We start from the raw sequence: 26,499 nt of genomic DNA on the forward strand, positions 1-26,499 counted from the left end.
GCCGTGCCCATGCTGACATCACGGCTTGCCGCGGCCCTGAAGCATTATGTCGCGCCGCTCTTGCGGCGCCCGTCAGAATTGCAGGTGGCGGCGCTTTGCATCCGTATGCGCGACGGCCGCCGCGAGGTGCTTCTGATCACCAGTCGCGGATCGGGGCGCTGGATCTTGCCCAAGGGCTGGCCCATGGCGGGCAAGACCCTTGCCGAGGCCGCCGCCGAGGAAGCCTGGGAAGAGGCGGGTGTGCGCGGCCGGGTCGAGGCCAGCGCGCTGGGCGGCTACAGCGCACGCAAGTTCGGCCCGGGCGGGTTGGGCCGACAGTCAAAGGTGTATGTCTTTCGCCTTGAGGTCGCGCGCCAGGAAGACGATTATCCAGAGGCCGGCCAGCGCAAGCGCAAATGGGTCACACCCAAGCGCGCGGCCGGGATGGTCCGCGAAGCCGGGCTGCGGCAATTGTTGTTGAAGCTGTGATGCAACAGCGCATCGTGAGCCGCTCGCCTGGCCCGGATACGGTTGCCTCGGCGCGCGATCATCGGTATTGCGGCCACCATGACAGTATTGTGACGGCCTTGGCCCGCATTGCCGCGCCAGTCATCGCCAGCAGGAAACGGACACCCTCCCCGTGAAACGCAAGCCCTCTGCGCCGCAATCGATCAAGACTCTCGATAAAGACCTGGGCCGTATCGGCACTCTTGAACTGGCGACACAAACCGTATCGCGGCCACTGATCGCGCCGGGCATCGCCCTTGCTTTCATGGTGCTGGTGGGGATCGGGGCGTCAGTCTTCACCGGGGGGCAGCCCATGGGGCTGGTCGTGGTGGCGGCTTCGGTGTTCGGGGCCTACATGGCGCTCAATATCGGTGCCAACGATGTGGCCAACAACATGGGGCCTGCGGTGGGCGCGCGAGCGCTGACGCTGGGCGGTGCGCTGATCATCGCGGCGGTATGCGAAACCGCCGGCGCGCTCTTGGCGGGGGGCGATGTGGTTGGCACCGTCTCGCGCGGGATCATCGCCCCCGAAAGCGTGGCCGAGCCGCAGATATTCATCTGGGCGATGATGGCGGCGCTGATTTCGGCCGCGCTGTGGATCAACCTGGCCACGATCATCGGCGCGCCGGTCTCGACGACGCATTCGGTGGTTGGTGGCGTGATGGGGGCGGGGATCGCCTCGGCCGGGTTTGCCGCCGTCAACTGGCCGGTGATGGGGGCGATCGCGGCAAGCTGGGTGATTTCGCCGATCATGGGCGGGGTGATCGCGGCGGCGTTTCTGGCCTTCATCAACGCGCGCATCATCTATGTGCCCGACAAGATCGCCGCGGCGCGTGTCTGGGTGCCGGTTCTGATCGGGGTGATGGCGGGCACCTTTACCGTCTATATGGGCATCAAGGGGATCACGCGCATCTACAAGCCGGGTCTGGGCCTTTCGATGCTGGCAGGGATTGTCGCGGCCGTCTTGATCTGGTGGATCATGCGCCCCGTCATCCGCCATCAGTCCGAGGGGCTGGAAAACCGAAACAAGTCGCTCAAGACGCTGTTCTCGATCCCGCTGGTTTTCTCGGCGGCGCTGCTGTCCTTTGCACATGGCGCCAATGACGTGGCCAATGCGGTGGGGCCGCTGGCCGCCATCGTTCATGCGGTGGGCGAGGGCGGCGCAAGCGATGCGGCAGTCGAGATCCCGATTTGGGTGATGCTGATCGGTGCGGTGGGGCTTTCGGTGGGGCTTATCCTGTTCGGCCCCAAGCTGATCCGCATGGTGGGTAGCGAAATTACCAAGCTCAACGCCATGCGCGCCTGGTGCGTCGCACTGGCGGCTGCGATCACGGTGATCATCGCCTCGTGGCTGGGCCTGCCGGTGAGTTCGACGCATATCGCGATTGGCGGTATTTTCGGCGTGGGCTTCTTTCGCGAATGGTATGCCGAGAATGTCCTGCGCAAGGAACGCAACAACGGCACACTCCCGCCCGAAGAGCGTATTCGCCGCAAGCTGGTCCGGCGCTCGCATTTCCTGACGATCATCGCGGCATGGGTCATTACCGTTCCGGCGGCGGCGCTGCTGTCGGCCGGCGTGTTCCGGCTGCTCAACCTGATTACGCTGTAGGGGGCGGTGCCGGGGCCGGACGCGGAATCAAGGGCCGCAGGGCCGCGCGCGATCGCCCAGGCCGCCCCTCCGGCCTGGCGATTTGGTAAACGCAGGCGCGTCGCGCAAGCTCATCCGGACTTTGCCGGCATAAAGCGCGATCATTCTGCCGCGAGGCTCGCCAGCCTGCGGCCTGTCGCCGTCGGGTTTCATTGTTCGGGGTGCATAGGCCCGGTGTCTTGATGGTGGCGGGCGCCGTCTCAGACGATCACGTCCAGCGCCTCCTGCGCGCCCACCCCGAAAACCCGGCGGTAGCGTTTGATTTCCTCGGCAGGCCCCATCGCCTTGTTCGGGTTGTCCGACAGTTTGACCGTGGGGCGCCCGTTGGCCGCCGCGGCCTTGCAGACCAGGCTGAAAGGCGCGAGGGCGTCGCCCGGCACCAGCCCCCGGAAATCATTGGTCAGGAGCGTGCCCCAGCCGAAGCTGACCTTGACGCGCCCGGAAAACTGCTTGTGGAGTTCCTCGATCTTGCCGGCATCCAGCCCGTCGGAAAAGATGATCAGCTTTTCGCGCGGGTCTTCGCCATGTGATTTCCACCAGTCGATGGCAATCTCGGCGCCTTTTGCCGGATCACCCGAGTCGACGCGGATGCCCGTCCAGCCAGCCAGCCAGCCAGGCGCGTGCGCCAGGAAGGATTCCGTGCCAAATGTGTCCGGCAGGATCACCCGCAGATTGCCTTCGTGTTCCTCGTGCCAGTCGGCAAGTACCTTGTAGGGGGCCTCGGCCAGCTCCTCGTCCGTGTCGGCAAGGGCCGCGTAGACCATCGGCAGCTCATGGGCATTGGTGCCGATGGCCTCGACCTCGCGGCGCATGGCGATCAGACAGTTGGATGTGCCGATGAACTTGTCGCCCATCGCCTCCATCAGCGCCTGCACGCACCAGTCCTGCCACAGGAACGAATGCCGCCGCCTTGTGCCGAAATCGGCCAGTTTCAGGCCAGCCAGATCACGCAGCGGCGCGAGCTTTTCCCAGACCCGGGTCATCGCGCGGGCATAGAGCACCTGCAGTTCGAACCGGCCCATGCTGTTGAGCACCGCGCGCGAGCGCAGTTCCATCAACACCGCGAGCGCGGGAATCTCCCACAGCATGACCTCGGGCCAGGGACCCTCGAATGTCAGCTCATACTGATCGCCACGGCGTTCCAGGTGATAGGGTGGTAGGCGCAGGTTCTCGAACCATTCCATGAATTCGGGGCGGAACATCTGCCGCTTGCCGTAAAAGGTATTGCCGCGCAGGAAGGTCGACTCGCCCCGGCTGAGCGACAGCGTGCGGATATGGTCGAGCTGTTCGCGCAGCTCGCCCTCATCCACCAGATCGGCCAGCGGCACATGCGTGCTGCGGTTGATCAGGCGAAAGGTCACCACCGTATCCGGATGGTTGCGGAACACCGACTGACACATCAGCAGCTTGTAGAAATCGGTGTCTATCAGCGACCGAACGATCGGGTCGATCTTCCATTTGTGGTTATAGACCCGTGTGGCGATATCGACCATTTCACGCCCCTTTGCCGCGCCTGTGTTCAGGCGCTGATTTCCACTCCGGCCGCGCGCATGGCGTGTCGCGCCGCGTCAAGCGATCCGTCCAGATCGATCCCGCGGCACAGGTCGTCACGCAGTGTGACGGCAAAGCCCAGCCGCGCGGCATCCAGTGCGGAATACTGCACGCAGAAATCCGTGGCCAGCCCCACCAGCGTGAGCCGCGTGACGCCCCGGCTGCGCAAATACCCGTCAAGCCCGGTCGGGGTGGTCTGGTCGTTCTCGAAAAAGGCCGAATAGCTGTCGATGCCGGCGCGGAACCCCTTGCGGATGATCAACTGCCCCGCGTCGATCCGCAGGTCACGATGAAAGGTAGCGCCTTCGCTGCCCTGCACGCAATGGTCGGGCCAGAGAACCTGCGTGCCATAGGGCATTTCCACCGTCTCGAACGGGGCCTTGCCCGCGTGCTGTGACGCGAACGAGGAGTGCCCGGCCGGGTGCCAGTCCTGGGTGAGGACGACACAGGTGAAATCGTCCATCAGCGCATTGATGCCGGGCACGATGGCGTCGCCGTCCTCCACCGCCAGCGCGCCGCCGGGGCAGAAATCGTTCTGCATGTCGATCACGATCAGGGCTTCGTTATCCGGATGCATGGGCCTGTTCCTTGCGGTTTGCCTGCTTGTCCTCGGTAAGGGGCGGGCAGGCATAGGTCAACGCCGGGGCTTGCGCGCGCGCCGCATCGCGGCTTAGGAAGCGCCATGTTCACGGTTGCCGCGCTTTATCATTTCGCAAGGCTCGACGACCCGGCCGCGCTGGCCGGACCGCTGCGTGCCTTGTGTGCGCAGGCGGGTGTGCGCGGCACGCTGCTGCTTGCGCGCGAAGGCGTCAATGGCACGATTGCCGGGCCGCGCGCCGGGGTCGATGCCGTGCTGGACCATATTCGTTCCTGGCCCGGCTGTGCGGCCCTTGAATGGAAGGAAAGCACTGCGCCGGAGTGGCCCTTTGGCCGCATGAAGGTGCGACTCAAGCGCGAGATCGTCACCATGGGCTGCCCCGAGGCCGACCCGACGCAGGCCGTGGGCCAGTATGTTGCGCCGCAGGACTGGAACGCGCTGATCTCTGCGCCCGATGTGGCGGTGATCGACACCCGCAACGCTTATGAGGTGGCGATCGGCAGCTTCGACGGCGCGGTTGATCCGGGCACCGAAAGCTTTCGCGATTTTCCCGCCTGGTGGGAGGCCAACCGCGAGCGTTTCCACAACAAGCGCATCGCCATGTTCTGCACTGGCGGTATCCGCTGCGAAAAGGCGACCAGCTATCTGATGGCGCAGGGGGTGGACGAGGTCTATCACCTCAAGGGCGGTATCTTGCAGTATCTGGAAGACGTGCCCGAGTCCGAAAGCCAGTGGCAGGGGGAATGCTTCGTTTTTGACGGGCGCGTGGCGCTGGGCCACGGGCTGCGGCAAGGGCGGCATCAGCTATGCCACGCCTGCCGCCAGCCGCTTGCGCCCGAGGACCGCACGCACCCGCACTATGAGCCGGGCGTGTCCTGCCACCGCTGCCATGACCGTTTCACCGAGGCCGACCGCGCCCGTTTCCGCGAGCGTGAGCGACAGGTGCGTCTGGCCGAGGCCCGCGGCGAACGGCACCTGGGAGCTGAATAGGGCGACACTCGGATCAGCCCTGGGTCTCCAGCAGAAGCAACACCGCCTGCCAGAAATCCGCATCACCGCCGGGAGCCTGGCCTGCGCGGTCGCGCGCGGTGGCAACGGCCTCGTCACCATGCAGGCGCAGCAGGTCTTCGACCACGCGCAATTCCTCAAGCCCGCAACCATCGTCGCGCAGCAGCCATAGCGAGGCCGCCTCGCCGGGCAGGGTGCTGCAGCGCTCGGGCGGCGGCCGGTTCAACCGCACCATGCCCAAGATATCGGCCAGCACCGGCGGGGCCATCCCGAAATAGCTGTGCCCCAGCATGTCCGCCTGCATGCCGCTGGCGTCGATCGTGTCGAGCCCGGCCAGACCAAGCGGGGCGCCCGCCATGTCGCCCGCGCGCGGGCGACCGTTCACCCGCTGCGAGGCCATGAGCGCCCGATCCCCCGATGAGGCATAGAGCGTCACGCGCTCGGCGCGGTCACGCAGGATGGGCAGGCGCACCTGCAATTCGCTCTGGTCGACATCGGGCGCGCCGAGGATCAACTGCCCGATCCGGCGGTCGGGGTGGTCGCGCAGGAAGATCTCGAGCGCCTCCAGCAGGTATCGGTTGCCCATCGAATGGGCGATGATGTGAAGCTGCCCCTCGCCCCGTGTTGCCAGTTCCAGAAACTCGACCAGCGCCGGGCGGCTGGCGAACACCCCGTTGGCGTCGGTCAGATACCCCAGGACGGTGCCCTGCGACGGCCAGGAGAAATACATTGGAGTGCCGCGAAATTCGAGGTCGAAGGCCAGTTGCGCGGCACGCAGCGCGCCGGCTTCGAAACTGACGTTGAACCCGTGCACGAAAAGCAGCCTGTCCTCGGCGCCGCAGCAGCCGGCGGCGAAGGCGTCGCGCGTCAGCACCTCGAGCTCGGCAAGCACGACATGCGATCGCGGGTCAGGCCGTCCGGTGAAGGACCAGGCGGCCGGGCGCTCTATCACCCCGGTGCGGTGGCCGGGCGGGATGGTCACGACCAGCCGGCCTGTCTCCAGCGGCCCCACATCGCTGCCATAGGCCCGCGCTGGGTCGGCCGCGCCGGTCGCGGCGCGGCTGGTGCCATACCAGACGGTCACGGCGTGCGGGTCGTCGGGCGTGGGCAGGCTGCGCGGCTGGGCTGACAGGCGCGCGCGTTCTTCTGCGATCAGCGGCGGTGCGGTCAGGCCGTTTTCAGCGGCCAGCGCGGCCAGTGCATCAAGCTCGGCGCCCAGCGCGGGGCTGTAATCGCCCAGCCGTGCGCGCACGGATTTGTAGCGCATTTCGGCCCGGGCCATTGCGCGCGCGGCATCGCCCAAAGCCAGATGCGCGGCTATCTCAAGCGCCATGGCCTGGGTATGTCGGGCGTCTTGAGGGGGAAGTCGCGCGGCCACATTCTGCAGACACGCCAGCGCCTGCGCGGGATGCCCGGCTCCAAGCGCCGCTTCGGCCAGCGCCAGCCGCAGATCTGCGGTATCCGACATGGCCAGAACATGCTCGGCCAGCGCGAAGGCCGATTCGGGGGCCTCCGGTAACAGGGCAAGGAAACGGTCAAAGGCGAGAAATGCCTCTCCGGGGGGCAGCGCTGCTGTGCTGTGCGGTTCCGCAGACAGCGGCAGGGTCGGCGACTGGGCATGGGTCGCCTGTGGTGAGGCAAGGGAGGCTGCCATCGCAACGAGGGCTGTGGCGGCCCGCTTCCCGAGCGCCTTTCTGCAAAAAGCGTGAAAGCCGATCATGCGCGTTTCTCTCGTTCGTTGACAGCCATGCGCTGTACCGGCGCCCTGATACGCCGCAGCATCCGGAAGGATTGCGCGGCTCATGCCGCCTCGTCAAGCGCGCCCTTTGCGACGCGGAACGCTGCGGCAAATGCCGATGGACAGGCCTCGGTGGCTGGCCTAGGCTCAGGCCGTGCGCAGGAATTCGCCAAGAACGACAAGGCGTAGAGCAAGGAGCAAGACAAACATGGCGCTGCCTGTCATTCCGATTGCCGGTATCGGCGTGGTCGCGCTGGCCGGGTATCTGGCGGCACGGAGTGTGGTGTGCGGACGCATCGACCAGCGCACCGAGGATGCGATGGACGAGTTGCCAGAGGGGCTGAGCGGTGTCCATGCCCCTGAACGCGAACAGGCCAACGGGGCATGGCGGTATCGCCGGGTGATCCGCTGGGGGGCCGAGGGCCGCGGGGTGGAGGTCGACCTGGCCCTGCTCGGGCGGTTGCGGCTGCGGCGGGTGCCGGGCGCATGAGCCTGAGGCTGTATCACAACGACGCGTCGCCCTTCGTGCGCAAGGTCATGGTCGTGCTGCACGAGACCGGCCAGCTTGCCGATGTGGAACTGGTTCATGCCAAGGGTTCGGCGCTGTCGCCCGGCTCGCTGCCAACCACGCGCAACCCGCTGGGCAAGATCCCCGCGCTCGACCGGCCCGAGGGGGCAACCCTTTATGACAGCCGGGTGATCTGCCGGTATCTGGATGCGCGCGCCGGCGCACGGCTTTACCCCGCGCCGGGCCATTCGGGCGAATGGGAAGTGCTGACCCTTGAGGCGACCGCCGATGGCATGATGGATGCGGCGGTGCTCATGGTTTACGAAACCCGGCTGCGCCCGGCCGACAAGGTGATTCCCGAGATTCTGGAGGCCCAGTGGCGCAAGATAGAACGCAGCCTCGATGCGTTGGAGACACGCTGGATGTCGCATCTGTCCGGGCCGCTGAACATCGCGCATGTCGCAATGGGCTGTGCGCTGGACTATCTCGATTTTCGCCACGGCACGCGCGACTGGCGCGCGGGGCATCCTGAGCTTGCCGCCTGGCATGTCGGTTTCACGGCGCGCGAAAGCATGGTGGCTACCATGCCACGCCAGATTTGAGCACCAGCGCGGCGCCCGTGCCCTGCCGGGCGCATCAATTTCCTCAGGGTGATTCACGGCTGCCCTGGCCCCGGTCGAGACAGCGAAAGATGGCGGGTGGAACCCCCGGCCTTGCCGTGTCGTGCGGGACACGGAGCCGGGAAAGGCGCGGAATATCTGCCCACTGCGGCAAGATAGCCCGAATTGGTGGCTGGACTGACCCTCACATGCCCGCTAAAACCCGCGCCAAAGGGCTGCAGGCAACTGCAGTCTCTGCGCGTTCACGGCCCCGCGAAATGGCCAACTGAGGGAGAATGCACGTGTCCCACGCTGATGATACCGCAGGCAGCCGCCGCGATTTCCTGTATTACGCCACCGCCGGGGCCGGCGCCGTGACCGCCGGTGCGGTAATCTGGCCGCTCATCAACCAGATGAACCCGGCCGCCGATGTTCAGGCGCTTTCGCAGATATTCGTCGATGTGAGCGGCGTGGAGCCCGGCAGCCAGCTTACGGTCAACTTCCTTGGCAAGCCGGTGTTCATCCGCCGCCGCACCGAGGCCGAGATCGAGGAGGCGCGCGCGGTGCCGCTGAGCGATCTGATGGACACCAGTTCGCAAAACCCCAACCGCCCGGGCACCGATGCCTCGGACGAAAACCGCACCCTCGACGACGCGGGCGAGTGGCTGGTGATGATCGGGGTCTGCACGCATCTGGGCTGCGTGCCCGTGGGCAATGGCGCGGGTGATTTCAACGCCTGGTTCTGCCCCTGCCACGGCTCCCATTACGATACTGCAGGGCGTATCCGCCGTGGCCCCGCGCCCGAGAACATGTGGATTCCAGTCGCGGAATTCGTTGACGATACGACGCTCAGGCTGGGCTAAGGGAGACAAGCATGTCCGGAATTCCCCACGATCATTACGAGCCGAAAACCAGCGGCGAAAAATGGCTGCATCGTCGTCTGCCGATTGTCGGCCTGATCTACGACACGCTCATGATCCCGACGCCAAGGAACCTCAACTGGATGTGGATCTGGGGCGTGGTTCTGGTGTTCTGCCTGGTGTTGCAGATCGTCACCGGCATCGTGCTTGCGATGCACTATACCCCGCATGTGGATTTCGCCTTTGCCAGCGTCGAGCACATCATGCGCAACGTCAATGGCGGGCACATGATGCGCTATCTGCATCAGAACGGGGCGATGCTGTTCTTTGCCGCCGTTTACCTGCACATCTTCCGCGGGCTCTATTACGGCTCGTACAAGGCGCCGCGCGAGGTGACCTGGATTATCGGCATGCTGATCTACCTGCTGATGATGGCCACGGCGTTCATGGGCTATGTGCTGCCCTGGGGGCAGATGTCGTTCTGGGGCGCCACAGTGATCACCGGCCTGTTCGGCGCGATCCCCGGTATCGGCGATGCGCTGCAGACCTGGCTTCTGGGCGGGCCGGCGGTGGGCAATGCCACGCTCAACCGTTTCTTCTCGCTGCACTATCTGCTGCCCTTTGTGATTCTCGGGCTGGTCATCGTGCATGTCTGGGCCTTCCACACGACCGGCAACAACAACCCCACCGGGGTCGAGGTGCGCCGCAAGTCCAAGGAAGAGGCCGAGCGCGACACGCTGCCCTTCTGGCCCTACTTCGTGATGAAGGACCTCTTCGCGCTGGGTGTGGTGATGATCGTCTTCTGGCTGATCGTGGCCTACATGCCCAACTATCTCGGACACCCCGACAACTACATCGAGGCCGACCCGCTGGTGACGCCATCGCATATCGTGCCGGAATGGTACTTCCTGCCATTCTACGCGATCCTGCGCGCCTTCACCTCGGATGTCTGGATCGTCATCTTCGCCAACTGGATCAGCTTCGGCATCATCGACGCGGCCTTCTTCGGCGTGCTGGCGATGTTCGCCTCGATCTTCGTGATGGTGCTGGTGCCCTGGCTCGACACCTCGCGGGTGCGCTCGGGCAAGTATCGCCCGATGTTCAAGTGGTGGTTCTGGCTTCTGGTGGTGGACTTCTTCGTGCTGATGTGGGCAGGGGCCATGCCGGCCGAGGGCATCTACACCAACATTGCGCTGATCGGGACGGCTTACTGGTTTGGCTACTTCCTGGTGATCCTGCCGCTCTTGGGCGTGATCGAGAAGCCGCAGCCAGAGCCGGCGACCATCGAGGATGATTTCAATGCTAAGGTCAAGAAATCCTCGGGTGGTGACAAGGGTGGCCCTTCGCCCGAACGCGTTCCGGCCGAATGAGATGGGCATGAAAGAAAGGATGACAGCTGTGAAACTGAAAACCCTCACGCTTTCTGCCCTCACCGCGCTTGGCCTTTCGGCCGGTGCCGCCATGGCGGCAGGTGCGGGCGGCGAGGTGCAGACCTTCGACTTCTCGTTCAAGGGCCCCTTCGGCACGTATGATCGCAATCAGCTTCAGCGCGGGCTGCAGGTCTATACCGAGGTATGCTCGGCCTGCCACGGGCTGGAATATGTGCCCTTCCGCACGCTCTCTGACCCGGACGGCCCCGGCATCCCCGAGGACCAGGTTCGGGCCTTTGCTGCGGAGTTCCAGGTGTGGGATCCCGAGCTGCGCGAGTTCCGCACCGCCGAGGTGACCGATCACTTCCCGGCCTCGAATCTGGAAACGGCGCCTGACCTCAGCCTGATGACCAAGGCGCGCGCCGGGTTCGAGGGCCCCTACGGGCTGGGCCTGAACCAGCTGTTCAAGGGCATCGGCGGGCCTGAATACCTGGCCTCGCTTTTGCTGGGCTATACTGGCGAGGAAGAGATGCAGGCCGGCACGATGTTCTACGAGAATTCGGCGTTCGGCGGGCTGATCTCGATGGCGCCGGTGCTGCAGGAAGGCATGGTTACCTATGCCGACGGCACCCCGGCGACCGAGGAACAGATGGCCAAGGATGTCGCGGCCTTCCTGACCTGGACGGCGGAACCCAAGATGCACGCCCGCAAGCGCGCGGGCCTGACCGGGTTCATCCTGCTGACGCTGTTGACCGCGCTGCTCTATCTGACCAACAAGAAAATCTGGGCGCCGGTCAAGAAACGCGCGAAAGAGGCCTGAGGCCGCGCGGCGCGGTTGATCCCGGCATCTCGATCGCCAATGTCCACGGTCGGCAGACCGGGATTCTGAATTTGGCGCTGACTCGCTGAGCGGGTCAGCCGAAAACAAGAAAGGGGGCCTTCCTGCGTGGAAGGCTCCCTTTTTCAAATCATGCCGCCGGTGCGCCCGCCGGTTCAGATCACGGCTGTTTCAAAGGTGGTGGGGTGGAACAGCTCTTCGGGTTTCAGGCGACGGGGCGAGAGGCCTTGCTCGTGGTGCAGACGCAGGAACTCTTCAATGACATGGCGGTTCTCGTGGAAGCCGTATGACCAGTAATCGTCGCCCATCAGGCGCTGCGCCTCGAGAATCTGTTCCTCAAGAAAGGGCAGCGTGACCTTGGTGGTGGCCGTGTCGGCCAGATGGGCGGCATTGACCGCCTTGGCCTGTACGAAGGCCTTGAGTGCTGTGGCCGGCAGCCAGGGATGCGCCGTGACCAGTTCGCGCCTGATACCCAGAATGTGCATGATCGGGAAGATGCGCGTGCGTTGGAAATAGTCTATGGCGGCGGCGCGGGGATCGGGGAACAGCCAGCCGACATTGTGTTCGGGGCCAAAGCACGAGGGCATCCGCGGGCCGATCAGCGCGTCGATCTCGCCGCGTGCCAGCATCCCGGACAGGGTTTCGCCTTCGGGTGCGTCTTCCAGCTTGACCCCTTCGGGCAGTTTGACCGCGATCTTTTCGATCCGCCCCGGCGCCTCGATCCCGCCGCGCACCCAGGTCACATCCTCGGCGCTGACGCCGAAGTCGTCTTGCAGAAACCCGCGCGCCCAGACATTGGCGGTCAGTTGGTATTCGGCAAGGCCCACGCGGCGGCCTGTCAGGTCGGCGGGGCTTTCGATGCCGCGGTCGGTGCGAATATAGACCGAGGTGTGCCGGAACATTCGCGAGGGAAAGACCGGCACGCCGACATAGGGGCAATCGCCCGCCGCTGTCTTGACCGAGAACGAACTGAGCGAAAGCTCGCAAATGTCGAACTCGGCATGACGAAAGGCGCGGAAGAAGATTTCTTCCGGATCGAGCTTGAGCGGCACGATCTCGACCCCGTCCATGCGCACGTCCCCGTCCAGAAGCGGTCGCGCGCGGTCATAATCCCCGATGGCCAGCGAAAGTTGCAGATGCGGCATGTTTTCCTCGTTGTTCGTAATGATGTCTTGTCCGCCCACGGTCATGCGCCTGCGGCAAAGTAGAGAACGGGGATGACGCCGGGTTGCTGCGAGGTCTGCGCCGCCGGCCGTGAGTGGTGACGCGCACCGCCTTGTTGCGCCTTCGTCATCCCCGCCGGCGTTGGCGACGCCGGCGATCATGTCAGAACTAGCACCGGACAGGGCACAGGCGCAGGAAAAAAGGGAGCCTGCTCAATTCAAAATAGCTACATCGCAGGCAGCATGATCCGCTGGAAGAACGCCGCAAGGCCCGCGTTATCATCGAGTGGCAGGATATTGGCCACATATTGATCGGGGCGCACCACAACCATGCAGCCGCGTGCCCGGTCTATGCCGCGCATGTCAAAGATGTCCTGTCCCGGATTCAGATCAGGGCAGTAGATCTTTTCATAGTCGCGCAGGGCATGGCGGCCCTTTGTGGGCAGGAGCAGGGCGGGCATCTTATCGAGCCGCAGGTCGCGGTGATACTTCTGGAACACGACCCTCAGGTCGATGACCGAATCCAGGTCGGCGCCTTTGGGCGTTGCGCGCCGAATGGGCGAGTCGGTGCCATTTTCGAGCCAGTCGCACAGCTGCGCGATCTTGCCGTCAGGACCCCCCTGATCGTCGCTGGCGGCAAACGCAAAGACGCGCCAGCGCCCGTCGGCCTTTACGGTATGGCCCAGGTGAATCGGTTTGGCATCGGCCAGCCGGATCACAGGAGCCGAGTGAAAGCGCATCCCGGTGGTCAGGCCCGCAGCGAGGTGCTGGTTATCGTGCCCGCCGCAGATATCGGACGCCGCATAGTGAATTGCCGTGCCTGCGGTGAAGCGCCCGTGCTGGACAAAATATTTCTGGAACTCGGCCGGATCGACGCCCTCGGTATCATCGGGGCCGGTCTTTGGGCGGGCGCTGAACATGCGCGCCAACTCGCGGTCGAAATCGATCAGCTGTTTGGCGATGGTCTGGCGTTCGCCGGAATAGCTGTGCAACAGCTCCGGCGCACTGCGCCCCTGAAGCACGGCGGCAAGCTTCCAGCCCAGGTTGAAGCCATCGCCCATCGAGACATTCATGCCCTGCCCTGCCTTGGGGCTGTGGGTATGGCAGGCATCGCCGGTGATGAAGACATGCGGGAGTCGCGTGGCGATCTGATCCTCGGGCACGTCGTCGAACTTGTCGCACAGGCGCTGGCCGATCTCGTAGACCGACCACCAGGGCACTTCCTTTACCTCAAGGCTATAGGGGCGGAAGATGCGCTGCGCGGCGGCGATGATGTGGTCAACCGTGATGTTCTTGTTGGCCACGCGCTCATTCTCGTTCAGCTTGTCCAGTTCGATATAGAGCCGGACAAGAAAGCCACCCTCGCGCGGGATCAGGATGGCATTGCCCTCATTGGCCGAGTGGATGGCAGCCTTCATCCGGAAATCCGGGAAATCCGACACCGCCAGCACATCCATCACGCCCCAGGCCTGATTGGCGGAGTCGCCGACCAGCTTGCGCCCGATTTCGTGCCGCACGACGCTGCGCGCGCCATCACAGCCCACCACATAACGGGCGCGGATGGTTTCCACGTCGCCCTCATGGCCGGCGTCCGAACGCTCGATCCGGGCAGTGACAGGGTGGGACGAAGCCCTGGCGCCGGTGCCCGCATTGGGGTCGACTTCGAGATCGAGAAGCCTGCGCGAGTAATAGGGCACGATATGGCCCGGCCCGTTGCGCATGACGTCGAGATAGAAATCATGCACCCGCGCCTGATTGAGTACCACATGGGGAAACTCGGACAGCCCGTCCTCGGTGTCCTGGATGCGGCCGCTGCGGTAGATGTGATCGGGGGTTTCCGGATCGGGCCGCCAGAACGAGGTTTCATTGATCCAGCAGGCTTCCTTGAGCACGCGCTCGGCGAAGTCAAAGGCCTCGAACATCTCGACGGTGCGGCAGGCGATACCGTCGGCCTGGCCCAGCGTGATGCGGTCATCCTTCTGTTCGATGATGCAGGTCTTGATATCGGCAAAGGCCGCCAGCTGCGCCGCCAGGGTCAGCCCCGCCGGGCCGCAGCCCACGATCAGCACATCGCACTCCTCAGGCAGCGGATCGCGGCGGGGGCGTGTATCCTCCGGGTTGCCGATGCGTGCTGTGGTAGGGTCGCCGGGGGTGAACCCGTTGTAGTGGAACTGCATGGTTTCCTCTCCCTGAGGTGATAGCGGCGATGCTGTTGGTTGCTGCCAGCATAAGCGGTATTGTTATTGTATGTATACCGATCATGTGCGCGGAGGGCAAATGATTTGTATACATATCAAGCCTGCGCGGTTAACCTGACACCCGACCCGCGCGAGGGGCGAAAATCTGAACAGGGAGGAAAAAGTGAGCGAGATCTTCGAACTGCCCGGTCATTTCATACGGCGGTTGCATCAGATCTCGGTCCAGGCCTTTCATGCCCGTGCCCGCGCCGCGGGCCACGATCTGACCCCGGTGCAATTTGTCGCGCTCGAGGCCGTGCGGACGACACCGGGGATCGATCAGGCCAGCGTGGCGGCGATGATCGCCTATGACCGCACGACCATTGGCGGCGTCATCGACCGGCTTGTGGAAAAAGGCTACCTCAAACGCGAGATTAGCCCGCGGGACCGCCGTGCGCGCGTTCTGACGCTAAGCGCCGCAGGTAAGCGCATTCTCGATGAGTTCACGCCTGCCGTTCTGGCATTGCAGGCCGATATCCTGTGTGGCCTGACCGAGGAGGAGCGCCGGACCTTCCTTGCTCTCGCTCGCAAGGCGACCCGCGCGCTGCATCCCGAGGAGGTGGCGTCCGATTAGCGGTTTCTTTACCGCAAATGCGCTGTCTTGTGCTGCATGGTGTCGCCCGCGTTTTTCTGGCAGGTTGCGTCCAGCTTGAGTGATGGAGTGCCATGCAACTGGATCCCACGACATTGCCCGAGGTTCTGATCCTCACCCCACGCCGGTTCAGTGATGCGCGGGGCTGGTTCTCGGAAACCTGGAACAGGCGCACATTGGAGCAGGCGGGCGCGTCACTGCCCGATTTCGTGCAGGACAATCATTCCTGTTCGCGGCAGGCGGGCACGCTGCGCGGGCTGCATTACCAGACGCCGCCCCATGCCCAGGGCAAGCTGGTGCGTTGCGTGCGCGGCGCGATCCTTGACGTGGCGGTGGATGCGCGGCGCGGCTCGCCCCGTTACGGGCAATGGGTGGGGGTCGATCTGAGCGCGGCGAATGGCCGGCAGCTCTGGGTGCCGCCGGGGTTCCTGCATGGCTTTGTTACCCGCGCGCGCGATACCGAAGTCATCTACAAATGCACCGATTACTATGCGCCCGAATGCGACGGCGCGGTTTTGTGGAGCAGCCTTGGCATCGACTGGGGCGTGACAGCGCCGGTGCTGTCCGGGAAGGATGCCGCCGCCGTGCCCTTTGCCGATTTCGACACGCCTTTCACCTATGCGGGGTAAGCGATGAAACTACTGGTGACGGGCGGCGCAGGGTTCATCGGCTCGGCCGTGGTGCGGCTGGCGGTGGCGCGGGGGCATCATGTCGTCAACCTCGATGCGCTGACCTATGCCGCCTGCCTCGATAATGTCGCCACGGTGGCCGACAGCCCGCTTTACGCCTTTGAACATGCCGATATCCGCGACCCGGCGGCGCTGGCGCGCATTTTCGCCCGGCACCGGCCCGATGCGGTGATGCACCTCGCTGCCGAAAGCCATGTTGACCGCTCTATCGACGGGCCCGGCGCCTTTATCGAAACCAACGTAACCGGCACCTGCAACCTGCTCGAAGCTGCGCGCCGCTATTGGGAGGGGGCCGAGCGCCCCGCGGGGTTTCGGTTCCACCATATCTCGACCGACGAGGTTTATGGCAGCCTTGGCGCGCAAGGGCGGTTCAACGAGGATACGCCCTACGACCCGCGCTCGCCCTATTCGGCCAGCAAGGCGGCGAGCGACCATCTGGTGCGCGCCTGGGGCGAGACCTATGGCCTGCCGGTGGTGCTGAGCAATTGCTCGAACAATTACGGGCCCTTTCACTTTCCCGAAAAGCTGATCCCGGTGATCATTCTCAACGCGCTGGCGGGGCAGCCATTGCCGATCTACGGCGACGGCTCGAACGTGCGCGACTGGCTGTATGTCGAAGATCACGCCGAGGCGCTGCTTCGGGTGCTGGAAAGCGGCCAGATCGGGCGCAGCTACAATATCGGCGGCGAGAGCGAGCGCAGCAATCTCGAGCTGGTGCGGATGATTTGCGCCATACTTGACCGCAAGCGCCCCTGGCCGGAAGGCCCTCATGCCGATTTGATCACCTTCGTGCCCGACCGCCCCGGCCATGACGCGCGCTATGCCATCGACCCGGCCCGCATCCGCGATGAACTGGGCTGGCGGCCCTCGGTCACGCTGGAGAAGGGCCTGGAGCGCACGGTTGACTGGTATCTCGCCAACGAAGCCTGGTGGCGCCCGCTTCAGGCGCGCGCGGGTGTCGGGCAAAGGCTGGGGTTGGGGGCATGACGCTTCTGGTGTTCGGCAAGGGCGGGCAGGTCTCCAACGAACTGGCGCGGCAGGTGCCGCAAGCGCGGTTCCTTGGCCGTGACGAGGCTGACCTGAGCCAGCCGGAAACCTGCGCCGACTGGATTGCCCGGCTTGCCCCGCAGGCCGTGATCAACGCGGCCGCCTTCACCGAAGTGGACCGCGCCGAAAGCGAGGAGGCCCTGGCAACACGCATCAATGGTGCGGCCCCTGCAGCCATGGCACGGGCCTGTGCTGCGCTGGGCGTGCCGATGGTGCAGATCTCGACCGATTATGTCTTTGACGGCAGCGGCACGGCCCCCGTCTCCTCCGATCACCCGCCCGCACCGCTGGGGGCCTACGGGCGCTCGAAACTGGCGGGCGAGAAAGGCGTGCGCGCCGCGGGCGGGGTACATGCGATCCTTCGAACATCATGGGTGTTTTCGGCGCATGGCGCGAATTTCGTGCGCACCATGCTGCGGTTGGGGGCCGAGCGCGACAGCCTGCGCGTCGTGGCCGACCAGACCGGCGGGCCGACCCCGGCCAGCGCCATCGCGGCGGCCTGTGTGCGGATCGCCGCCGCGCTGCGCGCCGATCCGGCCAGGGGCGGCACCTATCACCTTTCGGGCCAGCCCGACACGACCTGGGCCGATTTCGCGCGCGCCATCATGGCCGAGGCCGGGCTATCGTGCCGGATCGAGGACACCCCCACCTCCGCATGGCCGACCCCGGCGCAAAGGCCGCTGAATTCGCGGCTGGATTGCGCAAGCCTGAAGGCGGAGTTCGGCATTTCCCGGCCAGACTGGCAGGCGGCCTTGGCCGGCGTCGTGAAAGATCTGAAAGGCAAGCCATGAACACGCCAAGCATATTACTCCGGCAGGCGGTAACGGGCGGCCATGGGGGATGTGCGCCGTGAGCAGCAGCCCCAAGACCACTGGCGCCTCTCCGGCCTCGGCTGCTCTGGCGCGGCCGCCTTACGGCAATGGCCGCGTCTGGGGGTGGTATTTCTTCGACTGGGCCAATCAGCCCTACAATACGCTGTTGCTGACTTTCATCTTCGCACCTTATTTCGCCTCGGCGGTCGCGCCCGATCCGGTGACGGGCCAGAAGCTCTGGGGCTGGATGCTGACGGTGACGGGCATCTGCATCGCGCTGCTTGCGCCGCTGCTCGGCGCCATAGCCGACAGCGCCGGGCCAAAGCGGCCCTGGATATATTTCTGGTCGCTGTTCTATGTGGTGGGCAGTTTCGCGCTGTGGTGGGCGGTGCCCGAGGCCGAGAACCTGCTTTTCGTGCTGGTCGTTTTCGGCATCGGCATGGTCGGGCTGGAATTTGGCATCATCTTCACCAATGCCATCCTGCCCAGTCTCGGCCCGCGCCAAGAGATCGGGCGCATATCGGGCACAGGCTGGGCCTTTGGCTACGCGGGCGGGGTGATCGCGCTGGCGGTGATGCTGCTGTTTCTGGCCGAGGATGACACGGGGCGCACGCTGATCGGGCTTGAGCCTGCCTTCGGCCTCGACCCGGAGACGCGCGAGGGCACGCGCGCGGTCGGCCCGTTCTCGGCGCTGTGGTATGTTGTTTTCGTGATCCCGTTCTTTCTGCTGGTGCCCGAAACCGGAACGCGCAGGGCGGGCGGCACCGCGCTTGCGCCGATCGTGCGCAAGGGGCTGCGTGACCTGTGGCGCACCCTGCGGGGGCTGCCGCGCCATCCCAGCCTGCTGGCCTATCTCGGGTCGTCGATGTTCTACCGCGATGCGTTGAACGGGATCTATGCCTTCGGCGGCATCTATGCGGCCGGGGTGCTGGGATGGTCGATCGTGCAGATCGGTGTCTTCGGCGTGGTGGCGGCCATTGCCGGGGCGATCTTCTGCTGGATCGGAGGGCGGGCCGACCGCGCCTTCGGCCCCAAGCCGGTGATCGTGACCTGTATCGTGGCGCTGATCGGGGTGTGCATGGTTGTTGTCAGCACCGACCGCACCATGCTGTTGGGTGTGCCGCTGACGGCCGGCTCCGGCCTGCCGGACATTGCCTTTTTCATCTGCGGCGGGGCCATCGGGGCGGCGGGCGGTGCGCTTCAGGCGGCCTCACGCACGATGATGGTGCGGCAGGCCAACCCCGCGCGGATGACCGAGGCTTTCGGGCTTTACGCGCTGTCCGGCAAGGCGACCTCGTTCCTGGCGCCCGCGCTGATTGCCATGTCGACGCAAGCGTTCGACAGCCAGCGCCTCGGGGTAAGCCCCTTGATCGGGTTGTTGCTGCTTGGGCTGATCCTGTTAATCTGGGTCAAACCGGAGGGGGAAAGCGAAAGCTCATGGGCGGCGACGATGCAACCGGACAGAGACGCCTGAGCCCCGGCATGGTGCTTGGCCTGATGCTTGGCGCGGTGGCTGGCGGTGTGCAGGGCGCATCAGCCGGCGAACTTGCCAACCAGCTTTTCGGCGCGCACCGCGCGCCTTCGGCGCAACCGCCCGCCGTGGTCGGGGCTTATGCCCGGGGCTGCGCGGCAGGCCTGGTGGAATTGGCTGAAACCGGGCCGGGCTGGCAGGCCATGCGGCTTGGCCGCAACCGCAACTGGGGCCACCCGCAAACCATCGCCTTTATCAAGGATCTTGCGGGTGCCGCGCAGAGCATCGGCTGGCGCGGCATCTATGTGGGCGATATCAGCCAGCCGCGCGGCGGGCCGATGACCTCGGGCCATACCAGCCATCAGACGGGGCTGGACGTGGATATCTGGATGCTGCCGCCTGCACGGTTGAACCTAAGCCGGGCGGAGCGCGAAAGCATCAGCTCGATCTCGGTGCGCACCGCCGATCAGCGCAGCGTCAATGCCAACTGGACGGCGCAGCACCACGCATTGCTCAGGGCGGCGGCGCTTGATGTGCGGGTCGATCGCATCTTTGTCGCCGCCGCAGTCAAGATCGAGATGTGCCGAACCGCGGCGCGGGCCGACCGCGCATGGTTGCAGAAGATCCGCCCCTTCTCGGGCCATAACACGCACTTCCATGTGCGGATGCGCTGCCCGGCTGATTCGCCCCTTTGCGAGACCCAGACACCCACGGTGGCCGATCTGTCGAACGGCGGCGACGGCTGCGACGAAACGCTCATGTGGTGGGTGACCGATTATCTCGATCCGCCGCCGCCCGACCCGGATGCACCCGCGCCCCCTCCGCGGCGGCATCCGCGCAGCTTCACCATGGCCGATCTGCCGGCACAATGCGGGGCGGTGCTGACGGCCCGGTGACACAACGGGAACGCAGTGTGAACGAAAATAGCCAAATTTGTGGAATTTTCCCTCTTTCCAGACAAGGATGCTGGTCAGAGGGCGTTCGTTAACCTAGAAATATCGCAAATGTCGTGCCGGGTGCCTAGGTGGTTACGACAAGTGGTGGTTGAGGGTGAGGAGTGATCCATGCGGCCGACCGTTCTGGTTCTTGATGACGAGCCGGAGATCACGATTCTGATCGAGCGTGACCTGGAAGAAGACGGGTACAACGTGCTTGTCGCGCATAGCGAGGCAGAGTTTCGCGATCTGATCCGTGAACACCCCATCGACATCTTTCTGCTCGACCTCAATCTGCCGGATTCCAGCGGGCTGACCCTGCTCAAGGAAATTCGCCGCGTTTCGGATGTGGCGATCGTCATACTTACCGGGCGCACCGATTCGACGGATGAGATTGTCGGTCTGGAAATCGGCGCTGACGATTACATTACCAAACCCTTTCGCCCGCGCGAACTGCGCGCGCGGCTCAATTCGGTTTACCGCCGGACGAAAGGCAAGCGCTATCTGCCCTCCGACAGCGGGCCGCCCGCAGCCGGTGCAGAGGCGACGGCTTCCGGCGGGGGGCAGGCCCGCGAGGGTGACATCCTGTTTGACGGTTACGCGTTGAGCCCCGGGCGGCGGCAGATATTCGGCCCCGATGGCCAGGAGATCGACCTGACCGTAGCCGAGTTCGACCTTCTGCATGCGCTGGTGTCGCGGCGTGGCCAGGTGCTGACCCGCGACCAGATCATGAATGCAATCAAGGGCCGCAACTGGGAAAGCTACGACCGCGCCGTTGACAGCATGATCAGCCGCCTGCGCAAGAAAATCCCGGCGCCCGAGGGGCAAAGCCACTATATCCGCACGGTTTACGGCGTGGGTTACACATTTCGCGGCTGATTTTTGAAAAGCTTGCAATTTATTGAAATTATTATTCAAGGCTTGAGCAAACTCTCGCAACAATCCCGGCCTAGCGTTCAGGGTGGTGTCCGTATGATGGAATTTCGACAGGCGGACAGTTTTTCGGGCGAGGCAGTGACAGATGAGTATCCAGTTTTTCGGCACATTGGGGCGGGACGGTACGCGAATTAGGCTCCCCGGCAATTACCGCGGTTCTTCGCGCTGGACGCCGCATATCGGCGATGTCTTTCCTGATTTCACGGCAATGACCACGCACGGCCCGCTGGATTTTCGAAGCTTTGCCCAGGGGCAGTGGGTCTATCTGTTCTCGCATCCGGCCGCTTTCACCCCTGTCTGCACGACCGAGGTTGCCGAGGTTGCGCGCTGCGTGAACGCGTTCGAGCGGCGCGGGGTCAAGGTGCTTTCGATTTCGCGTGATACGTTGGAACAGTTGGAAAACTGGTCGAACGAGATCAGCGATGACTTTGGCCATGATATCGGTTTCCCGATGGCGGCTGATCCCGATGGAATCCTGATCCGCGCCTGCAACATGCTGCACCCGGGCGAGCATGACAGCCAGCCGATCCGCAAATCCTTCATCATCGACGCCGAACGTCGCGTGAGGATGATCTTCGAATACCCGGTTCAGGTGGGTCGCAGCGTTGAAGAAAGCCTGCGCGTGATTGACGCCTTGCGCGAAAGCGACCGGCGCAACGTCGCGATCCCGTGCGAATGGCGGCCGGGTGATCCGGTTCTTTTGCCCGCCGAGATGCGCGACGCCGAGGCGAACCTGCGCTTTGGCAGCGGTTCGTGGACCCGGATGCGCAGCTATCTGCGGGTGCTCAACCGCTGAGGCATGGCCGTGTGCGTAGTCCGGTGACCAAAGGCCGCAGGGCCGCGATCAGGATTTTCTTGCCGTTTTTCCGCGAATCGCCATACTTCGTATTCAGTAGAAATACATAGCGATGGCGGATCAACCGCCACGCACCGAGGCATAACCGAGGCAGACAGATGAGAAAAACCCTGATTCTGGCAGCGCTTGCTGCCTTTACGCTTCCGATTGCCCCCGCCGTGCTTCAGGCCGGCCCGATCGAGACGGCCTGCAACCGATCGGACCGTTCGGCAGCCAATCCGGCCCTGTGCCGCTGCATCCAGTCAATCGCCAACCAGACACTTACGCGGGCCGATCAGCGGCAGGCGGCGCGGTTTTTCCGCGATCCGCAGCGCGCGCAGGATGCGCGCATGTCGCGTTCTTCCCGCGATAACGAGTTCTGGGCACGCTATCGTGCCTTCGGCACTGCGGCCGAGGCTCGTTGCCGGTCCTGAGGCGCGATTACCGAAGCCAGCGCGCGGCCAGCCCCCGGCTGGCCCGTTCGATCATGTCCAGCACGTCATCGAAGCGGTCGTCAAAATACGGGTCCGGCAGGTCGAGGAGGCCTCCGCCCTGCGCGTCATAGCTGAGAAACATCTCGACCGGCGTGGCAACGCCGCCGGGGCGCAGGCGCTCAAGGTCGGCACGGTTGCGGCTGTCCATCGCCAGGATCAGGTCGAAGCGGGAGAAATCCGCTGGCGTGACCTGCCGCGCCCGCTGGCTGGATATGTCATAGCCCCGCGCGGCAGCTGCGGCGATGGCCCGCCGGTCGGGCGGCGCGCCCACATGCCAGTTCCCTGTGCCTGCGCTGTCGATCTCAAGCGGCAATCCGGCCTCGCGGGCGATGGCGCCGAACACGCCTTCCGCCGTGGGCGAGCGGCAGATATTTCCCAGGCAGACGAACAGCAGCCGTTTGGCCCGCAACGGGGTTGCATTGTCGGGCGTTGAAAGAGGGGTGTCGGGCAACTCGGTTCACTCCGGCAATCATGGCCTTCGGATGGCGGCGGGCTTGGCGCACGATGTCTTCATCGCTAGCTTGAGAGGCACGACAGGGCAAGTGCCGGGTGAGGGTTCGGAAATGGCCGACAATATCGTCATCCTGACCGGGGCCGGGATCTCGGCCGAAAGCGGGCTGGGCACCTTTCGCGATGCCGGTGGCCTATGGTCGCAATACGATCTGGAGGATGTGGCAACGCCCGAGGGGTTCGCCCGTGATCCGGGCCTGGTGCATGAGTTCTACAATGCCCGGCGCGCGAACATGCTGGCGGCCCGGCCCCATGCGGGCCACGAGGCGCTGGCGCGGTTGCAGCGGCATTGGCCCGGCCGGGTCACACTGATCACACAAAACATCGACGACCTGCATGAGCGCGCGGGCGCGCGCGATGTCATTCACATGCACGGCGAGCTTTCCCGCGCGCTTTGCGCGGCCTGCGAACACCGCTGGGATGCACCGGCCGAAATGCAGCCCGATGCGCCATGCCCGCAATGCGCCGCCCCGCAAACCCGGCCCGATGTCGTCTGGTTCGGCGAAATCCCCTACCATATGGAGCGGATCGGCAAGGCCCTGTCAGAGGCGCAGCTGTTCGTGGCCATCGGCACCAGCGGCGCGGTCTATCCGGCGGCGGGCTTCGTGGCCGAGGCCGCCCAGGCAGGTGCTCGGACGATCGAGATCAACCTGGAGCGTTCGGAGGTTGCGGGCCTGTTCGACGAACACATCCTCGGCCCGGCCAGCCAGTTGGTGCCGGAATGGGCTGATCGGATGCTCGAGCCCCGGCGCTGAACATGCGCCAGGCGAAGCGCAGGCCGGCGAGGCCGCCCGCGTGTTACCGCAGCAGCCCGCCCAGCACATCGCGCAGGATGCGCTCGCCCAGGCTTTCTTCGGCTTCAGGGGGCTGCGCGGTCCAGGAGCCGGGGGGCTGGTATGGTTCGTATTCCGCCGGCGGCGTGTGCGGCGGGTCCATTGGCAGGGGGCTTGCAGGCAGCCCTTCATGGGCGCGCTTCATGGTTTCGCGCCATATCTCGGCGGGCAAGCTGCTGCCGGTGACGCCCGTCAGGGGGGTGTTGTCATCATAGCCCATCCAGACCCCGGCGACGTAATCGGCGCTGAAGCCGATGAACCAGGCATCACGCGCGGCCTGTGTCGTGCCCGTCTTGCCGGCCAGTTCACGGCCCTCGATCCGGGCGCGCCGCCCTGTGCCGCTTTCCACCACTTCGTGCATCATCCAGGTCAGTTTGCGCGCGGCCTCCTGGCGGATCACGCGCTTGCCGATGCCGCCGCCCTTGCCCATGAGTGGCTCGCCATCGCCGGCAAGCGTGAGTTCCTCCAGCCCGTAGGGGCTGACGCTGGAGCCGCCGTTGAGGATGCCCGCATAGGCGGCGGTCATTTCAAGAAGCGTCGACTCGGATGCCCCCAGCGCCAGTGCCGGACCATCGGCGAGGCTGCTGCGCACCCCGAACAGGTTTGCCACCGTGCGCACATTGTCCCGGCCCAGGGCTTCGCTGATGCGCACGGCGGGGATATTGAGCGACTGCGCAAACGCCTCGGTCAACGTGACCATGCCCTGAAACTCGCCGGTATAGTTGCGCGGGCTCCACGGCCCCGAGCCGGGGATGTCCAGCGTCAGCGGCGCATCCTCTACGATGTCGGTGGGCTCGTATCCCATGTCCATCGCAACTGCGTAGACAAAGGGTTTGAACGCCGAGCCGGTCTGCCGCAGCGCCTGTGTGGCGCGATTGAACGCACCCGATACCTGGGTGTTGCGCCCGCCCACCATCGCACGCACCGCGCCATCGGCCGACATCACCACGATCGCGGCCTGCGCCTCGGAGCCTTCGCGCACGCGGGTTTCGAACACATGGGCAAGCGCCTCTTCGGCGGCGCTCTGGATGCGCTGGTCATAGGTTGTGCGGATGATCACGTCCTCGGTGGTCTGCCGGGTCAGGAAAGACGGCCCCGTCTCCATCACCCAGTCGGCGAAATAGCCGCCCGCGCGGGCCTCGGCCGCGGCGGAAAGGCGCGCGGGGCTGGCACGCGCCACTGCCAGTTCCGTGCCGGAAAGCTGGCCCTGATCGGCCATCAGCCCCAGGATGACATTGGCCCGGTCCTGCGCGCGGCTCAGGTTGCGCGTTGGCGCGAAATAGGACGGCGCCACCAGCAGCCCGGCCAGCATCGCGGCCTCGGCCGGGTCGACCTGATTTGCGGATTTTCCGAAATAGCGCTGCGCCGCAGCCTCGAAGCCGCGCGCACCGGCGCCCAGATAGGCGCGGTTCAGATAGATGCTGAGGATATCGTCCTTGGGGTATTTGATCTCCATCGCCAGGGCGAAGGGCACTTCCTGGATCTTGCGCCAGACGGTCGAGCGGCGGCATTCGCGCTCGTAGGCGGCTTCGCTTTCCCATTGGGAGGGGTCGAACGGCACGCCCAGACACAGCAGCTTGGCCACCTGCTGCGTGATGGTCGAGCCGCCATGCCCCGAGAACGGCCCGCGCCCCTGGCTGAGGTTGATGCGCACCGCGCTGGCGATCCCGCGCGGGCTGATCCCGAAATGCTGGTAGAAGCGCCGGTCCTCGGTGGCGATGATGGCGTTGCGCAGATGAGGTGAGATGTTCTCGGCGGTGATCTGGCCGCCGAAGGTTTCGCCCCGCCAGGCATAGACCCGGCCCTCGTGGTCGAGCATCGTGACCGAACCACGCGCGCGCCCGTCCAGAAGCTCGGACATCGGCGGCAACGTCGAATAAAAATAGAAGGTCGCCGCCCCGAGCAGCACCGCGACGCCGGCGCCCACACGCCAGGTCAAGCCCCAGACCAGCCGCGTGACAAGCCGCAGCAAACCGCCCAAGGCGCGCCTGACCGGCCCGCCGCGCCGTTGTCCGCGCTTGCCGCTGCCCGCGGCGGCCTTGCGCCGGGGCGGCGTGGCTTTCTGCCGCGCCGGGCGCCGCTGGGCTGTCAGCGGCGGGCGGTTCTTTCTGTCGGGTGCCATGCTGCGGCTGCTCGCTGCTCATGTTATCGTTGGGGGCAGGATACGGGTTTATGCCCCGAATGTGGAGCCGCCATTCCCCAGTGATTCTGCTTTTTGATCTGCATATTTTTTAATCACCAATCGCAGTATGCGCAAAAAATGTGCGCTTGCGACGTCTGCACGGCCCTGTTTCAGGCGCGTTCAATTGTGTCGGCGGCCCCAATTGCCCCTTCTTTCGACATTCGACGTCCGAATGGCGACCTGACAAGCGGAAGGGGAACGACGTGAAACTCATCATCGCAGCAATCAAGCCGTTCAAGCTGGAGGAGGTGCGCGAAGCGCTCACCGACATCGGCGTGCGCGGCATGATGGTGACCGAGATCAAGGGCTTCGGCTCGCAGTCCGGTCACACGGAAATCTATCGCGGCGCGGAATACGCCGTGAACTTCGTGCCGAAGATCAAGCTCGAGATCGCCGTGAGCGACAGCATGGCCGAACAGGTGGTCGAGACAATCGGCAAGACCGCCCGCACCGACAAGATCGGCGATGGCAAGGTCTTTGTGCTCGACCTGCAAAGCGCGCTTCGGGTGCGCACCGGCGAAATCAACGATGACGCGCTCTGATCCGGGCCGGAAACCTC

26 protein-coding genes are annotated in these 26,499 nt (G+C 64.9%); 19 read left to right on the plus strand and 7 right to left on the minus strand.

The genetic code is table 11. The annotated features are described in order from the left end of the window. The first annotated feature begins 9 nt into the window (after positions 1-9). Both DQ229_RS06480 and DQ229_RS06485 read left to right on the plus strand, forming a co-directional pair. Positions 10-468: an NUDIX hydrolase gene (locus DQ229_RS06480; protein WP_114965454.1), complete on the plus strand. Its 459-nt coding sequence runs from the start codon at positions 10-12 to the stop codon at positions 466-468. Between the two features lie 151 nt (positions 469-619). Next, entirely contained in the window at positions 620-2,095 is a 1,476-nt protein-coding gene (locus DQ229_RS06485; RefSeq protein WP_114965455.1) for an inorganic phosphate transporter, read from the plus strand. A 239-nt stretch (positions 2,096-2,334) separates the two neighbouring features. Here DQ229_RS06485 and pncB read toward each other — a convergent pair whose 3' ends face one another. After that, entirely contained in the window at positions 2,335-3,627 is a 1,293-nt protein-coding gene (gene pncB, locus DQ229_RS06490) for a nicotinate phosphoribosyltransferase (protein WP_114965456.1), read from the minus strand. Positions 3,628-3,653: 26 nt separating this feature from the next. After that, positions 3,654-4,262 (minus strand): bifunctional nicotinamidase/pyrazinamidase, encoded by a 609-nt coding sequence (gene pncA / locus DQ229_RS06495; protein WP_114965457.1) that lies wholly within the window; start codon positions 4,260-4,262, stop codon positions 3,654-3,656. A gap of 105 nt (positions 4,263-4,367) precedes the next feature. Here pncA and trhO point away from each other — a divergent pair, with 105 nt between their 5' ends. Then, positions 4,368-5,273, plus strand: coding sequence for an oxygen-dependent tRNA uridine(34) hydroxylase TrhO (gene trhO, locus DQ229_RS06500; RefSeq protein WP_114965458.1), 906 nt, complete (start codon positions 4,368-4,370; stop codon positions 5,271-5,273). 13 nt (positions 5,274-5,286) lie between these two features. Here trhO and DQ229_RS06505 read toward each other — a convergent pair whose 3' ends face one another. Further along, the gene (locus DQ229_RS06505) at positions 5,287-6,945 is read right to left on the minus strand and encodes an alpha/beta hydrolase (protein ID WP_155326456.1); all 1,659 of its coding nucleotides are present in this window, start codon (positions 6,943-6,945) and stop codon (positions 5,287-5,289) included. 292 nt (positions 6,946-7,237) lie between these two features. Here DQ229_RS06505 and DQ229_RS06510 point away from each other — a divergent pair, with 292 nt between their 5' ends. The 5 genes from DQ229_RS06510 (at position 7,238) to DQ229_RS06530 (ending at position 11,186) form a co-directional block, all read left to right on the plus strand. Then, entirely contained in the window at positions 7,238-7,519 is a 282-nt protein-coding gene (locus DQ229_RS06510) for a hypothetical protein (RefSeq protein WP_114965460.1), read from the plus strand. A 2-nt stretch (positions 7,520-7,521) separates the two neighbouring features. After that, entirely contained in the window at positions 7,522-8,139 is a 618-nt protein-coding gene (locus DQ229_RS06515; protein ID WP_114965550.1) for a glutathione S-transferase, read from the plus strand. 299 nt (positions 8,140-8,438) lie between these two features. After that, positions 8,439-8,999 carry a ubiquinol-cytochrome c reductase iron-sulfur subunit gene (gene petA / locus DQ229_RS06520; protein ID WP_114965551.1) on the plus strand — a complete coding sequence of 187 codons (561 nt, stop codon included), beginning with the start codon at positions 8,439-8,441 and terminating at the stop codon, positions 8,997-8,999. 11 nt (positions 9,000-9,010) lie between these two features. Next, positions 9,011-10,366 (plus strand): cytochrome b, encoded by a 1,356-nt coding sequence (locus DQ229_RS06525; protein ID WP_114965461.1) that lies wholly within the window; start codon positions 9,011-9,013, stop codon positions 10,364-10,366. 19 nt (positions 10,367-10,385) lie between these two features. Then, complete coding sequence (locus tag DQ229_RS06530) at positions 10,386-11,186, plus strand: cytochrome c1 (protein WP_114965552.1); 801 nt, start codon at positions 10,386-10,388, stop codon at positions 11,184-11,186. A gap of 173 nt (positions 11,187-11,359) precedes the next feature. Here the strand turns inward: DQ229_RS06530 and DQ229_RS06535 are convergent, their stop codons facing one another. Together DQ229_RS06535 and DQ229_RS06540 are read right to left on the minus strand one after the other, a co-directional pair. Then, positions 11,360-12,394, minus strand: coding sequence for a substrate-binding domain-containing protein (locus tag DQ229_RS06535; RefSeq protein WP_238380980.1), 1,035 nt, complete (start codon positions 12,392-12,394; stop codon positions 11,360-11,362). A 200-nt stretch (positions 12,395-12,594) separates the two neighbouring features. Continuing rightward, on the minus strand, positions 12,595-14,544 hold the full coding sequence (locus DQ229_RS06540; RefSeq protein WP_114965462.1) for an FAD-binding monooxygenase: 1,950 nt from the start codon (positions 14,542-14,544) through the stop codon (positions 12,595-12,597). 184 nt (positions 14,545-14,728) lie between these two features. On the opposite strand from DQ229_RS06540, the gene DQ229_RS06545 reads away from it, so the two are divergent. The 9 genes from DQ229_RS06545 (at position 14,729) to DQ229_RS06585 (ending at position 22,355) form a co-directional block, all read left to right on the plus strand. Beyond that, positions 14,729-15,178 (plus strand): MarR family winged helix-turn-helix transcriptional regulator, encoded by a 450-nt coding sequence (locus tag DQ229_RS06545; protein ID WP_114965463.1) that lies wholly within the window; start codon positions 14,729-14,731, stop codon positions 15,176-15,178. Positions 15,179-15,270: 92 nt separating this feature from the next. Beyond that, positions 15,271-15,825, plus strand: a complete 555-nt coding sequence (gene rfbC, locus DQ229_RS06550; RefSeq protein ID WP_114965464.1) for a dTDP-4-dehydrorhamnose 3,5-epimerase — start codon at positions 15,271-15,273, stop codon at positions 15,823-15,825. A 3-nt stretch (positions 15,826-15,828) separates the two neighbouring features. Then, on the plus strand, positions 15,829-16,872 hold the full coding sequence (rfbB, locus tag DQ229_RS06555) for a dTDP-glucose 4,6-dehydratase (protein ID WP_114965465.1): 1,044 nt from the start codon (positions 15,829-15,831) through the stop codon (positions 16,870-16,872). Further along, positions 16,869-17,723 (plus strand): dTDP-4-dehydrorhamnose reductase, encoded by an 855-nt coding sequence (gene rfbD / locus DQ229_RS06560; protein ID WP_114965466.1) that lies wholly within the window; start codon positions 16,869-16,871, stop codon positions 17,721-17,723. The genes rfbB and rfbD overlap by 4 nt, the downstream gene beginning before the upstream one ends. A gap of 106 nt (positions 17,724-17,829) precedes the next feature. Beyond that, positions 17,830-19,218, plus strand: coding sequence for an MFS transporter (locus DQ229_RS06565; protein ID WP_238380988.1), 1,389 nt, complete (start codon positions 17,830-17,832; stop codon positions 19,216-19,218). Between the two features lie 23 nt (positions 19,219-19,241). Next, the gene (mepA, locus tag DQ229_RS06570; protein WP_238380989.1) at positions 19,242-20,111 is read left to right on the plus strand and encodes a penicillin-insensitive murein endopeptidase; all 870 of its coding nucleotides are present in this window, start codon (positions 19,242-19,244) and stop codon (positions 20,109-20,111) included. A 168-nt stretch (positions 20,112-20,279) separates the two neighbouring features. Further along, the gene (locus DQ229_RS06575; protein ID WP_114965469.1) at positions 20,280-21,029 is read left to right on the plus strand and encodes a response regulator transcription factor; all 750 of its coding nucleotides are present in this window, start codon (positions 20,280-20,282) and stop codon (positions 21,027-21,029) included. Between the two features lie 142 nt (positions 21,030-21,171). Beyond that, complete coding sequence (locus tag DQ229_RS06580; RefSeq protein WP_114965470.1) at positions 21,172-21,882, plus strand: redoxin domain-containing protein; 711 nt, start codon at positions 21,172-21,174, stop codon at positions 21,880-21,882. 158 nt (positions 21,883-22,040) lie between these two features. After that, complete coding sequence (locus DQ229_RS06585; protein ID WP_114965471.1) at positions 22,041-22,355, plus strand: hypothetical protein; 315 nt, start codon at positions 22,041-22,043, stop codon at positions 22,353-22,355. Between the two features lie 7 nt (positions 22,356-22,362). Here DQ229_RS06585 and DQ229_RS06590 read toward each other — a convergent pair whose 3' ends face one another. Further along, positions 22,363-22,866, minus strand: a complete 504-nt coding sequence (locus tag DQ229_RS06590; protein WP_238380981.1) for a low molecular weight protein-tyrosine-phosphatase — start codon at positions 22,864-22,866, stop codon at positions 22,363-22,365. Between the two features lie 112 nt (positions 22,867-22,978). On the opposite strand from DQ229_RS06590, the gene DQ229_RS06595 reads away from it, so the two are divergent. Continuing rightward, positions 22,979-23,680, plus strand: coding sequence for an NAD-dependent deacylase (locus tag DQ229_RS06595; RefSeq protein ID WP_114965473.1), 702 nt, complete (start codon positions 22,979-22,981; stop codon positions 23,678-23,680). 43 nt (positions 23,681-23,723) lie between these two features. On the opposite strand, the gene DQ229_RS06600 is transcribed toward DQ229_RS06595, so the two are convergent. Next, complete coding sequence (locus DQ229_RS06600; RefSeq protein ID WP_114965474.1) at positions 23,724-25,880, minus strand: transglycosylase domain-containing protein; 2,157 nt, start codon at positions 25,878-25,880, stop codon at positions 23,724-23,726. 263 nt (positions 25,881-26,143) lie between these two features. Between DQ229_RS06600 and DQ229_RS06605 the strand changes: the two genes are divergently transcribed. Then, positions 26,144-26,482, plus strand: a complete 339-nt coding sequence (locus DQ229_RS06605) for a P-II family nitrogen regulator (protein WP_114965475.1) — start codon at positions 26,144-26,146, stop codon at positions 26,480-26,482. Positions 26,483-26,499 lie beyond the last annotated feature (17 nt).

The organism is Alkalilacustris brevis (genome assembly GCF_003350345.1).
In the GTDB taxonomy this organism is placed as follows: domain Bacteria; phylum Pseudomonadota; class Alphaproteobacteria; order Rhodobacterales; family Rhodobacteraceae; genus Alkalilacustris; species Alkalilacustris brevis.